16 protein-coding genes and 3 tRNA genes are annotated in these 11,416 nt (G+C 73.6%); 10 read left to right on the forward strand and 9 right to left on the reverse strand.

Annotated elements, in window-relative coordinates; genetic code table 11:
* Positions 1-13: 13 nt before the first annotated feature.
* Positions 14-556 carry a DUF7282 domain-containing protein gene (locus tag I4I81_RS21530; protein WP_218616284.1) on the reverse strand — a complete coding sequence of 181 codons (543 nt, stop codon included), beginning with the start codon at positions 554-556 and terminating at the stop codon, positions 14-16.
* Positions 557-634: 78 nt separating this feature from the next.
* Between I4I81_RS21530 and I4I81_RS21535 the strand changes: the two genes are divergently transcribed.
* A complete protein-coding gene (locus I4I81_RS21535; protein ID WP_308187692.1) occupies positions 635-1,177 on the forward strand; it encodes an alpha/beta fold hydrolase in 543 nt (180 codons plus the stop codon).
* 45 nt (positions 1,178-1,222) lie between these two features.
* The gene (locus I4I81_RS31455) at positions 1,223-1,456 is read left to right on the forward strand and encodes an alpha/beta fold hydrolase (RefSeq protein WP_308187693.1); all 234 of its coding nucleotides are present in this window, start codon (positions 1,223-1,225) and stop codon (positions 1,454-1,456) included.
* A 281-nt stretch (positions 1,457-1,737) separates the two neighbouring features.
* On the opposite strand, the gene I4I81_RS21540 is transcribed toward I4I81_RS31455, so the two are convergent.
* From I4I81_RS21540 to I4I81_RS21555, 4 genes are all read right to left on the reverse strand, one after another.
* A tRNA-Phe gene (locus tag I4I81_RS21540) sits at positions 1,738-1,811 on the reverse strand.
* A 34-nt stretch (positions 1,812-1,845) separates the two neighbouring features.
* Positions 1,846-1,919, reverse strand: a tRNA-Asp gene (locus I4I81_RS21545).
* 30 nt (positions 1,920-1,949) lie between these two features.
* Positions 1,950-2,022, reverse strand: a tRNA-Glu gene (locus I4I81_RS21550).
* A gap of 97 nt (positions 2,023-2,119) precedes the next feature.
* Positions 2,120-2,353 (reverse strand): hypothetical protein, encoded by a 234-nt coding sequence (locus tag I4I81_RS21555; protein WP_218616285.1) that lies wholly within the window; start codon positions 2,351-2,353, stop codon positions 2,120-2,122.
* Between the two features lie 191 nt (positions 2,354-2,544).
* Between I4I81_RS21555 and I4I81_RS21560 the strand changes: the two genes are divergently transcribed.
* Complete coding sequence (locus tag I4I81_RS21560) at positions 2,545-2,766, forward strand: heavy-metal-associated domain-containing protein (protein ID WP_218606260.1); 222 nt, start codon at positions 2,545-2,547, stop codon at positions 2,764-2,766.
* A gap of 28 nt (positions 2,767-2,794) precedes the next feature.
* Complete coding sequence (locus I4I81_RS21565; protein WP_218606259.1) at positions 2,795-3,154, forward strand: hypothetical protein; 360 nt, start codon at positions 2,795-2,797, stop codon at positions 3,152-3,154.
* Between the two features lie 28 nt (positions 3,155-3,182).
* Here I4I81_RS21565 and I4I81_RS21570 read toward each other — a convergent pair whose 3' ends face one another.
* Positions 3,183-3,359 carry a hypothetical protein gene (locus I4I81_RS21570; RefSeq protein ID WP_218606258.1) on the reverse strand — a complete coding sequence of 59 codons (177 nt, stop codon included), beginning with the start codon at positions 3,357-3,359 and terminating at the stop codon, positions 3,183-3,185.
* 189 nt (positions 3,360-3,548) lie between these two features.
* Between I4I81_RS21570 and I4I81_RS21575 the strand changes: the two genes are divergently transcribed.
* Entirely contained in the window at positions 3,549-3,689 is a 141-nt protein-coding gene (locus I4I81_RS21575) for a hypothetical protein (protein WP_218606257.1), read from the forward strand.
* 14 nt (positions 3,690-3,703) lie between these two features.
* Here I4I81_RS21575 and I4I81_RS21580 read toward each other — a convergent pair whose 3' ends face one another.
* Positions 3,704-4,975 (reverse strand): GDSL-type esterase/lipase family protein, encoded by a 1,272-nt coding sequence (locus I4I81_RS21580; protein ID WP_218616286.1) that lies wholly within the window; start codon positions 4,973-4,975, stop codon positions 3,704-3,706.
* Positions 4,976-5,247: 272 nt separating this feature from the next.
* Complete coding sequence (locus tag I4I81_RS21585; RefSeq protein WP_225925972.1) at positions 5,248-6,411, reverse strand: Glu/Leu/Phe/Val dehydrogenase dimerization domain-containing protein; 1,164 nt, start codon at positions 6,409-6,411, stop codon at positions 5,248-5,250.
* A gap of 229 nt (positions 6,412-6,640) precedes the next feature.
* Between I4I81_RS21585 and I4I81_RS21590 the strand changes: the two genes are divergently transcribed.
* Positions 6,641-7,552, forward strand: coding sequence for a LysR family transcriptional regulator (locus I4I81_RS21590; protein ID WP_218603653.1), 912 nt, complete (start codon positions 6,641-6,643; stop codon positions 7,550-7,552).
* A gap of 92 nt (positions 7,553-7,644) precedes the next feature.
* Here I4I81_RS21590 and I4I81_RS21595 read toward each other — a convergent pair whose 3' ends face one another.
* Entirely contained in the window at positions 7,645-8,040 is a 396-nt protein-coding gene (locus tag I4I81_RS21595) for a BLUF domain-containing protein (protein ID WP_218603654.1), read from the reverse strand.
* Between the two features lie 134 nt (positions 8,041-8,174).
* On the opposite strand from I4I81_RS21595, the gene I4I81_RS21600 reads away from it, so the two are divergent.
* From I4I81_RS21600 to I4I81_RS21615, 4 genes are all read left to right on the forward strand, one after another.
* The gene (locus tag I4I81_RS21600; RefSeq protein ID WP_218603655.1) at positions 8,175-10,052 is read left to right on the forward strand and encodes a propionyl-CoA synthetase; all 1,878 of its coding nucleotides are present in this window, start codon (positions 8,175-8,177) and stop codon (positions 10,050-10,052) included.
* A gap of 217 nt (positions 10,053-10,269) precedes the next feature.
* Complete coding sequence (locus tag I4I81_RS21605) at positions 10,270-10,467, forward strand: hypothetical protein (protein WP_218603656.1); 198 nt, start codon at positions 10,270-10,272, stop codon at positions 10,465-10,467.
* Positions 10,464-11,129 (forward strand): sortase domain-containing protein, encoded by a 666-nt coding sequence (locus I4I81_RS21610; protein ID WP_218603657.1) that lies wholly within the window; start codon positions 10,464-10,466, stop codon positions 11,127-11,129. Before I4I81_RS21605 ends, I4I81_RS21610 begins: the two co-directional genes overlap by 4 nt.
* Positions 11,130-11,177: 48 nt before the next feature.
* On the forward strand, positions 11,178-11,369 hold the full coding sequence (locus I4I81_RS21615) for a ferredoxin (protein WP_218603658.1): 192 nt from the start codon (positions 11,178-11,180) through the stop codon (positions 11,367-11,369).
* Positions 11,370-11,416 lie beyond the last annotated feature (47 nt).

Below are 11,416 nucleotides of genomic sequence, written 5' to 3' on the forward strand. Positions count from 1 at the left end.
TTGTCGTCAGGGATCAGTCAACACTGACGTCGAAATCGTCGTCCTCGACGTCGTCGCCCGGCGAGTCGTCCCGGTCGCCGTCCTCGTCGAGGACCGCGGGATCGGCCCGCTCGTCGAAGACGCCGTCGCCGTCGTCGAGGTGCAGCACGGCGGTGAGGTCGCCGTCGTCGTCACCGGTACCGGCGGGGATCGGCTCGGTCAGGGTGACGGTGATCGGCCCGGACTGCCCGGGTTGCACCGGGGCCGACCCGAGGACCCGCCCGTCGGAGTCGTCGTCGTCGGTGCGGATCACGACCCAGCCGGGGCCGCCGGAGATCCGGGCCTCGCGGACCACGACCGTGCGGCCGTCACCGGACTGGTCGTCGGCGTCGATCGTCGCGCCGGGGTCGGACACGGGGGTCACGCCGCCCGCCGTCGCGGGGGCCTGCGCGGTGGTGGCGGGGGCGACCTGGGGTGCGGCCACGGGGGCGACCGGGGTCTCGGCGGCGCCGGACCCGCACGCGGCGAGGAGTGCGGTGCCGGCGGCGATGGCGAGGAGCGTCGTCGTCTTGGTCATGGCACCGAGTCCACCGTCCGGGGGTGAGAACGGTCTGAGCTGATTCTGAGACGGGTCTCATCTGGCACCCTCGCCGCCATGAGGGAGATCGATGTCCCGCTGCCCGACGGCCGGACGCTGCACGCCTATGACGTCGGGCCCGCCGACGCACCGGTCACCGTGGGCTGGCATCACGGCACACCGAACACCGGAGAGCCGCCCGTTCCCCTGCTCGGCGACGGCGTGCGCTGGATCTCGCACGACCGCCCCGGCTACGGTGGCTCGACCCCGCACCCCGGGCGGGACGTGGCGTCCGTGGCCGCCGACGTCGCCGCGGTGGCCGATGCTCTGGGAGTGGGCCGGTTCGTGGCCGCCGGGCACTCCGGGGGCGGCCCGCACGCGCTCGCCTGCGCGGCGCTGCTCCCGGACCGGGTCGCCGGAGTGCTCTGCATCTGCGGTATCGCACCCCGGGACGCCGACGGGCTCGACTGGTTCGCCGGCATGGCTGCGGCGGGAGCGGCGGAACTGCGGGCGGCCGACGCGGGCCGGGACGCGCTGGCCGAACTACTGGCGTCGGCGGAGTTCGATCCCGACCAGTTCACGGAGTCGGACCACGCGGCGCTGGCCGGGCCGTGGTCCTGACTGGGCACGGTGGCGGGGAAGGGTCTCGCGGCCGGACCGGAAGGGATGCTCGACGACGACCTCGCCTATGTCTCGCCGTGGGGTGCCGACCCGGCCCGGGTCACCGCCCCCGTCGTGGTGCTGCACGGGGGCGACGACCGGATCGCGCCGCCCGCGCACGGCGAGTGGCTGGCGCGGCACTGCCCGGACTCCGAGCTGTGGCTCCGCGAGGGTGAGGGTCACATCTCGGTGCTCGGCTCTGCCGCGCAGGCCCTGGCGCGGTTGCTCCCCTGGTCGTAGCGACCCAGGACGTTGCTGACGTCCGGTCCAGCACGGCGTCCTGCTCCGGCGGGGTCGGTCGTCCGGCGGCCGGTGAGGCCCCGCCCTCGTCCCGGTTCATGAGGAGCGGGATGTCGGGCCGGCCGTCCTCGGACACGCGAGAACACGGACCAGCGCGAGAACACGCGGTCCTCGACGTCCTGGCCGTCGAGGAGCATCGGGGACGGGCCGGAGGGCCGGAGTCTCGGTTGCGACAGATCGCGGGTGACCGTCGGCGACGGAGCGCCGGGACCGCGGGGAGGTGGCCAGGGGCGGGGTCGAACCGCCGACCTACCGCTTTTCAGGCGGTCGCTCGTACCAACTGAGCTACCTGGCCGGGCGGTCCGGTGAGACACCGGACCATGGTGGAGCGACCCAGACGGGACTCGAACCCGCGACCTTCGCCGTGACAGGGCGACGCGCTAACCAACTGCGCCACTGGGCCTAGCTGTGGAGCTGTAGAGCGGTGTAACCGTACCCCCAACGGGATTCGAACCCGCGTTGCCGCCTTGAAAGGGCGGAGTCCTAGGCCACTAGACGATGGGGACTCGGACCGCCGAGGCCGTCCGTGCCGTCAACGACTGTCCGTTGGGAGCCCGCCAAGCATAGGACAGACCTCCGGAGCCCCCTGCACCGGGGTGCCGATCAGCGACTGACCGGCGGTGGGAGGTCCGGGGTGGACGAGATCAGCCCCAGCATGTCGAGCAGTTCGCGCAGGTCCTCAGAGCCCGACGAGTTCCTGGCGACGACCATGCGTGCGCTGTGGAGCTGGTCGTCGCTCACCCGGTATGCGTCGGACGCCGTGCGCTGGCTCGGGATCGACCCCGAGGTGACGCCGTCGCCCGTTTCCCGCCGCGCGCTGCCGATACCACCGGTCATCCCAGCCTCCCGCCCCTGTGGCCACCCCCGTGACCGTGACCGAGACGTTACCTATCGGGGGACGCCCGCGCACGCCCCTTCCCGGGTGAGCGGACCACCCGGAGGTGACTCTGCGGGGTCGACCGACCACCGGCGGCGGGGCCCCGGCAGGCTTCTGCCACCATGTCCGGCAGCCCGTCCGAGGAGGTCCGATGGCTGTCCAGGCCCCGTTCCGCACGCACGTCACCGTCAGTGGCATGACGTGCCGACACTGCGTGATGTCGGTCACGGAGGAGGTCTCCGAGATCGACGGCGTGAGCGCCGTCGACGCCGACCTCGACAGCGGCCTGCTCACGGTGCTCGCCGACCGCGACATCGAGCACGACGAGATCGCCGCGGCGGTCTCCGAGGCGGGTTTCGAACTCGTCGGCTGAGGAGGCCCGGCGCCGTAGGGTGCCGGGCATGCCGTCCGATCGCCGTGCGCGCCGCCGTCCCTCGGGACCCGGGCCGGACGCGCACGATCCCGAGCTCGACTCCTACCTCGCCGCACTCGCGCCCGGCGCCGAGGAGCACGCCACCGAGCTGACGGGCCGCTTCGGCTCGGCCCAGGTGTTCCAGCTCCGGCTGCCCGCGCTGCGCATCGAGCAGCTGCGCCGGATCGCGGAGGAGCGCGGGGTCTCACCGGGCGCTCTCGCCGTCGACTGGGTGGTGGAGCGGCTCGACCGCGAGGACACCCCCACCGGGCCGCTCGCCGTCGTCGAGGAGGCGGAGAAGCGTAGGCGCGGTCCGCTGAGCAGGCTCGGCAGGCGGGACCGGAGCTAGGAACGGACGGGGACGGACCGCCGGACCGTCAGCCGTTCAGGTCGCGGCGCCGCAGGCCGACGACCCCGGCCGCGGCCGGCCCGACCGCGACGGCGGCCACGGCACCCATCCGGGGCCCGGCGCGACGGCAGCGAACGGGGAGACCAGGACGGGGCGGCGCGAACGCCGGTCCGGCGAACAGCAGGCAGGCCGGCAGGTACGCCACCGTCGTGCCGATCTCGCGGACCGGGCGTGCACTGGTTCGACGTCGACCGGCCGGAGGTGATCTCGCTGCGGGAGCAGCTCTACGAGCCGCCCACCGGCCACTACCGCGCGACCGACCCGCTCTCGTCGTCGCCGAGGGACTGACGATGTACCTGCCCGCAACGGAGGGCCCCCGCTGCTGTGCCGGCTCGTGGAGCACCTGCCGGGCGGGCAGCTGATGTTCGACACCTACTCCCGGCTCGGCGTGCGCCCGACCAAGCTCGTACCCGTGCTGCGCCGCACCGGGCAGACGCCGAGCTGGGGCGTCGACGACCCGCGCGGGGACCGCTGATCAGGAGCCGCCGATCAAGGACCGCTGACCAGCACCCGGCTCGGGCTGCCGTCGAGGCACGGGCTGCCGGTCAGCAGGGACGGGTCCAGTGCGCCGGCCAGCGCGCGGTAGCCGGCCGCCGAGAGGTGCAGGCCGTCGCCGGAGTCGAAGGCGGGGGCCAGGCGGGCGGGGTCGGCCGGGTCGGTGACGGCGGCGGCGAAGTCGGCCACCCCGTCAGCGTGCTCCGCGCCGTGCGCCCGCACCCAGGCGTTGACGGCCTCGCGGGTCGCGACCGCCTGCGGCGTGCCGTGCTCCCCCGCCGCGGACGGCGTGATCGTCGTCAGGACGACCCGGGTGCCGCCCGCGTGGGCACGCTCGGCGAACCGCACCATGCCCGCGACGATCTCGTCGGCCTTGCGCCCGGCCGCGATGTCGTTGGTGCCGATGTGCAGGACGACGTCGGACACGGCACCGACGTCGCGGTCGTAGCGGGCCAGCGGCGAGTCGCCGTCGAGGAGCGGGTCGTCGGTGAGCAGCTGGTTGCGGGAGATGCCCGAGTTGAGCACCGACATGACCGCCGGGCCACCCACGCCCGTCAGCCGCTGCGCGAGCGCGTCGGACCAGCGCTCGCCCGGTCCCGCGCCGACGCCGTCGGTGATCGAGTCACCGATCGTCACGACCGTGTTGACCGGACGCGGGGCCAGCACGTCGACACCGGTGAGCACCATCCAGGACGTGACGGGCGTGTCGAACGCGGACCCGTCGTCGACGAGTGCGGCGTCGCCGGGCCGGGAGAGGTACGAGGTCTGCAGCGCCACCCCGTGCTGGGTGAGTACGTCGGGCGGGGTCACCAGGAACAGGCTGACGGCGAGCGGGCGGCCGACCTCGGCAACGAGGGCCACCGGGTCGCTGACGACCTCGGCACCCGGCGCCACCATCACGCCCGACACCCCGCCGAACGCGACCGGGCGCATCGTGCCGGGCACCAGCCCGGCCGCCCCGTCGGACCAGGCCGCGGACACCGTGCCGATCTGCATCGGTGTGGTGCCGTAGGCGTTGGACAGCCGCACCCGGACCTGCGAACCGGTGACCTGCGGTGACACCACCATCCGCAGCGTCCGTCCGGCCGTGCCCGGATCGGCGGGGACGGGCTGGGCCGCGGCGTGCCAGGCGCCGGCCCACGCGGGCGCGCAGTCGGGCCCGGGATCGACCGCGGCGACGGGACCGACCGCCTCCGGGGCGCGGTCGGTGAGGGCGAACGCCCCCAGCAGGCAGATCATCGCGGCGGCGGCGACGAGCCCTCGCACCCCGTTCCGCACCCGTGCCCCTGCCCGCATCGCCCGCCCCACCGACCCCTCGCTCCGAACCGTCCGCAGTGTCATCGCCGCACCCACCGCGAACGTGACGACACACGTCGCTCGAACGGGTAGTAGGCGATCCGTTACGTAGGGTTGAACGAGCGTGACCACCCGATCGTGAGTCGGCCGATCGGGTGGTCACGTTACGTCGAGTCGAATTCACTCTCCGTGAGTGACTCGACCGGGGCGCCGGGTGGTCCCCCACCACCCGGCCAGGTGAATCAGGGGATGACGACGGGCCCGGCGCCGTGCGGGTCGCTCGCCAGGGCCGCACGACGGGCGGCGGCCCAGGCCCAGCCGGTGTGCCGCGGGGGCGTCCCGTCGACGATCCAGCGCTCCAGCAGCATGCCGACCTTCGCCGTCATCTCGGTGCGCAGGCGCAGGAACGAGGTCTCCGGGACCTCGTCCACGTAGCCCAGGAGCAGCCACCACGCCCACGCCGCCGCGCCGGCGTTGGCGACGAAGTCGGGGAGCACCGGGATGCCACGCGCGGTGAGCATCGCCTCCGCCTCCGGGGTGGTGGCCGTGTTGGCCGCCTCCACGACGACCTTCGCGGCCACGTCGAACGAGTTGTCCGGCGTGATCGCGTACGAGATCGCGGCGGGGATGAGGATGTCGGCCGCCGTGGCGATCACGGCGTCGCGCGGCAGCCGCTGCACGTCGGACGGCACGCGGGTGCGGTCGATCTCGCCGAACTCGTCGCGCAGGTCGAGCAGTGCGGGGATGTCGAGGCCGCCCGGGTGGTAGAGCGTGCCGGCCGCGTCGGCGACGGCGACGACCCGCATCCCGGCCTCGTAGAGGTAGAAGGCCGCGGCGCCGCCCATCGTGCCGATGCCCTGGATCGCGACGGTCGTGCCGGGCAGCGACCAGCTCCACGTCTGCGCCGCGGCCAGACAGGCCTGCGCCACGCCGTAGCCGCCGATGACGTCACCGAGCAGGCCGCCCTCGACCGGGGCGTCGAGCCCGGCCCGGACGCGGTTCATGGTGGCCTCCGGATCGGCCGACCGGGAGATCGCCGCGTGGTAGCTCTGGCCGAGTCCGATACGGGCGAAGGCCGCGTCGATGAGGTGCTGGGGGACGCCGAGATCCTCCGCGGTCACCCAGTAGCCGTCGAGCCAGGGACGCATGGCCTCGCAGAAGCGCGTGAGGACGTCGAAGGCGCGGGGGTCCTTGGGGTCGATGTCGATGCCGCCCTTGGCCCCGCCGACGGGCAGGTCGAACACCGCGGTCTTCGCGGCCATGCCGCGGGCGAGGTCCTCGACCTCGGCCATCGTGCAGCCTGCGCGCATCCGCGTGCCACCGGTGGCGAGGCCGGACACCAGCAGGTGCACGACGAGGTAGCCGAGGGTGCCGGTGACGGGGTCGGTCCAGGTCAGGCGGATCATCGGGTCCTGGTCGACGGCCCCGGGGTCGCGGGTGACGGCCGGCTGGACGGGCGTCTCGACGACCTGCTGGGCGGGCTGCTGCACGGGCATCATCGGGTCCTGCATCGTGGTCACGTCGCACCACTCCCATCATCTGGTCGGCCGGTCGCCCCAGCGTGGGTCCGGCGCCGGACGTGCGTCTAGTTACGGAAACTGCACGCGGCCGTTCACCGGTGCTTACGCTGGCCGTGTGGACCTCTCGCTGCAGCGCCTGCGGATGCTGCGCGAGCTGCGCCGCCGCGGCACCGTCACGGCCGCCGCGCAGGCGCTGCACTACACGGCGTCCGCGGTGTCCCAGCAGCTCGCACAGCTCGAACGCGACGTCGGCAGCTCCCTGTTCGAGAGGCTCGGGAGGCGGGTCCAGCTGACCGACACCGGCCTCGTGCTGGCCGACCACGCCGAGGTGATCCTGGGGGCCGTCGAGCGGGCCACGCTGGCCCTGGAGGAGGCGCAGGCCACAGTCTCGGTGCGACTCACGGCCGGGGTGTGGGCGTCGGTGGCGTCCGGGTTGCTGCCGGCCGCGCTGACCGTGCTGGCCACCGAGCACCCCGGGATCCGGGTCCGCACGGTCGAGTTGGCCCCCGAGGACACCGCGGGCGCGGTGCGCGACGGCGCGCTCGACTTCTCCTTCGTCATCGAGTACTCCGGGCACCCGATGGCCTGGGACACCGGGCTGGAGCGCACGGTGATCGCCGACGAGCGGCTGCACGCCGCGGTGGCACCCGGCACGATCGCGGCCCCCACGGTCGTGCTGGCCGACCTGGCCGAGCACCCGTGGATCCTGGCCGGTCCGCGCTCGCACTTCGGGCGGGCGGTGCGGATCGCCTGCCAACGCGCGGGGTTCGAGCCGCGGGTCGAGCACGAGGTGGGCGAGCAGTCGACGGCGCTCGCGATGGTGGCGGCCGGACTGGGCGTCACGCTGGTCTCGGACCTCGGGCTGGCGTTGTGCCCACCCGGGGTGGACGTCCGCGCGATGACCGAGCCGATCACGCGGACGGTGTCGATCGCCTACCGCACCGGGACCGCGCGGCGGACGTCACTGCAACTGGTGATCGACGCGGTGCGTGCCGCGGCGGCCGAGCGGGGTCTCGCGGCGCTGTGACCGCGCGCGGTCCACGCGGTCGGCCGGGCCTCGGTGCGAGCCGGGCCCGGTCGGAGCCGATCCCCCGGTGGCGCAGCCGCGCATCGTGCTGATCACCGGGTCCGCCTCCCGCGTGTCGATCCCCGGCTCGGGGGCCGCGCCCGCAGGCCCTTTCGTGAGGGCCGGTCGTTGTCGGAGATCCGGGCCACCGACCAACGGGAGAACGCCCGCTTCTCGACGGCCTGCGCCTTGAGGAGCGTGACGGCCTCGTCCCGGTCGTCGGCGGCGATCTTCTCGTACGGGCCGCGCACCACGCTCTCCTCGCCCTCGAGCGTCCGCACCACGTAGTCCTGCCGGACGAGCGGGGCGCCGCTGATGTCGCGGTCGACGCTCTTCGCGCGGGAGTTCTCGAGGATCGCCTCGATCGCGGCCCGGCGGTCCTCCGGGGAGATGGTCGACTGGCTGCGATAGACGCCTCTGAACAGCGGGGTGTCAACGGTGTCGGTCATGATATGACCTCCTGATCGTGCATTTCGGCGGTCACGATGACCGGCGTTTCACGCCGGAACCCGATGTGACGCCGCCCACATATCGATCTTGGGTGGGCTAGGGTTCCGGACACCGGAGGACGAGGAGGCGTGACGTGGGTGCGTACGAGCAGGTGTTCCGTGCGAGCGTGGAGGACCCGGAGCGGTTCTGGCTGGATGCCGCGAAGGGGGTCGACTGGCACGTCGCGCCGACGAGGGCGCTGGACGACTCCCGGCCGCCGTTCTACCGCTGGTTCCCCGACGGCGAGCTGAACGTCTGCCACAACGCCCTGGACCGGCACGTCGACGCCGGGCGCGGCGACCAGCCGGCCTTGATCCACGACTCGCCGGTCACGCAGTCGCAGCGCACGTTCACCTACCGCGAGCTGCGCGACGAGGTGGCGGCCTTCGCCGGAGTGCTCGCCGGGCTGGGCGTCGGCGTGGGCGACCGCGTCGTGATCTATCTGCCGATGGTGCCCGAGGCCGCGATCGCGATGCTCGCGTGCGCACGGATCGGGGCCATCCACTCGGTGGTCTTCGGCGGCTTCGCCCCGAAGGAGCTCGCCGTCCGCATCGACGACGCCGCCCCGAAGGTCATGGTGTCCGCGTCCTGCGGCATCGAGGGGAAGCGGGTCATCGAGTACAAGCCGCTGCTGGACAAGGCGATCGAGCTGGCGGCGCACAAGCCCGCGCACTGCGTGATCCTGCAGCGCCCTCAGGTCGAGGCCGCGATGGGCGAGCGCGACGTCGACTGGGCGTCGGCGGTCGCGGCGGCCACCCCGGCCGACTGCGTGCCGGTGAAGGCCACCGACCCGCTCTACATCCTCTACACCTCGGGGACGACCGGGAAGCCGAAGGGCGTCGTGCGCGACGGCGGCGGCTACGCGGTGGCGCTGAACTGGTCGATGCCCAACGTCTACGACATCGGCCCGGGCGAGACGATCTTCACCGCGTCCGACGTGGGCTGGGTCGTCGGCCACTCCTACATCGTCTACGCCCCGCTGCTGGCCGGCGCCACGTCCGTGCTCTACGAGGGCAAGCCGGTGGGCACGCCCGACGCCGGGCAGTTCTGGCGGGTCGTCGCCGAGCACGGCGTGAAGAGCCTGTTCACCGCGCCGACCGCGTTCCGGGCGATCAAGAAGGAGGACCCGAACGGCGAGTACGCGGGCAAGTACGACCTGTCCTCGCTGAAGTACCTGTTCCTCGCCGGCGAGCGGCTCGACCCCGAGACCTACCGGTGGGCCGCGGAGCTGCTGCAGATCCCGGTCATCGACCACTGGTGGCAGACCGAGACCGGCTGGCCGATCGTCGCGAACCCGGCGGGCATCGAGCTGCTCCCCGTCAAGCCCGGCTCCCCGACGACCCCGCTGCCCGGCTGGGACGTGCAGATCGTGGACGCGAACGGCAGGCCCGTCGAGGCCGGGACGGACGGCGCGATCGTCGTCAAGCTGCCGATGCCGCCCGGCTCGCTGCCCACGCTCTGGAACGACGACGAGCGCTTCCTGAACTCCTACATGCGGGCGTTCGAGGGCTACTACCTCACCGGCGACGGCGGGCGGATCGACGAGGACGGCTACGTCTACGTCATGGGCCGCACCGACGACGTGATCAACGTGGCCGGGCACCGGCTGTCCACCGGCGGCATGGAGGAGGTCCTCGCCTCACACCCCGACGTCGCCGAGTGCGCGGTGATCGGCGTGGCCGACTCGATGAAGGGGCAGATCCCGCGCGGGTTCGTCGTGCTCAAGGCGGGCGTCGAGCGCGACGAGGACGAGCTGCGCGGCGAGCTGGTGCAGCTGGTCCGCGACCAGGTCGGGGCCGTCGCCTCGCTCAAGGACGTGGCGGTCGTGGCGGCGCTGCCGAAGACCCGCTCGGGGAAGATCCTGCGCAAGACGATGCGCGGCATCGCCGACGGCGTCGACGAGCCGGTGCCCGGCACGATCGACGACGCCTCCGTGCTCGACGCGCTGCGCCCGGTCCTGCGCCGCGACTGACCGGCCCCCGCTCCACGACGAACGGCGCATCCCTCCACGTCAGATGGAGGGATGCGCCGTTCGTCGCGCCGGGTACCGACTTCCGGCGCAACCTGTGCCTTAGCACACTCGATCGGGTAACGCCTGGTGACACAGTGCGATGAGTCGTGAGCACGGCCGACGCTCCCCCTCGGCGGCCGTAGACCCGTCGTTGCCCGAGAGGATCCCCCGAACTCTCATGGACCTGCACCATCCCCGCGCGGCCGCGCTCTGCGCCGCCGTGAGCGCGGCGCTCGTCGTCGGCATGGCAGGCACCGCCGCCGCCTTCTCCCCACCCGATCCGCCCGCGGCGCACTTCGTCGCCGACCGGCTCGCGCCCGTGACGGGCGGGGCGGCCACGACCCCCGCCGTCACGGGCCGGACGCCCGCACCGTGAGCCGGCTCCTGCACCTCGCCGCCGCACTGGTCGGCTGCGCGGTCCTCGCCGGGTGCACCGCCCCGCCCGCCGTCGCACCCGCGGCGTTCCGGACCCCGGTGACGCGCTCGGTCGTGCCCCTCGCCGCCACCCCGCAGGCCCCGGAGGTGGTGCCCGCGCCGGCCGCGGCCCCCGCCGTGCCGCCGCTGCGGGCCGTCGACCGGCTGGAGCAGTCGCCGCCCGCCGGGCTCGACGTGCCCGCCATCGGCGTGAGCACCGACCGGATCGCCGCGCTGGCCCCCGACGCGGGTGGCGTGCTCGCCGTCCCGGCCGACGCCGCCACCACCGGCTGGTTCACCCGCGGACCGACCCCCGGCGCCGACGGCCCCGCGGTGATCGCCGGGCACGTCGGCATGGGCGGGAGCGCCGGGCCGTTCGCCAGGCTGGCCGAGGTGGCCGTCGGGGACGAGATCACGGTGCGCCGCACGGACGGCACCGACGCCGTGTTCACCGTCTACCGCGTGGAGCGGGTCACGCGCGAGGCGTTCTCCTCCGACGAGGTCTACGGCGACACCGGCGGGCCGGAGCTGCGCCTGATCACCTTCGGTGGCGTCTTCGACCGCGGCGACGGGCCGTACCCGGACAACGTGGTGGTGTGGGCGCGCCTGGCGGGGGTCCGCTGAGGGTGGCCTTGGGTGACGGGGGTCCGCCCGCCGGTGCACGATGGTCGCATGAGGGTAGCGGTGGATTTCGACCTGTGTGAGTCCAATGCCGTGTGCATGGGCGTCGCTCCGGAGGTGTTCGAGGTGCGGGACGACGACTTCCTGTACATCCTCGACGAGAACCCGGGCGAGGAGCTGCGGCCCAAGCTGGAGGAGGCCGTGCAGGCCTGCCCACGCGCTGCGATCACGCTCGTCGACTAGTCCCGGGTCCGGCCGGTTGCCGCCCTGCCCCCGAGGGCAGAGGATCG

The organism is Pseudonocardia abyssalis, from assembly GCF_019263705.2.
GTDB classification, from domain to species: domain Bacteria; phylum Actinomycetota; class Actinomycetes; order Mycobacteriales; family Pseudonocardiaceae; genus Pseudonocardia; species Pseudonocardia abyssalis.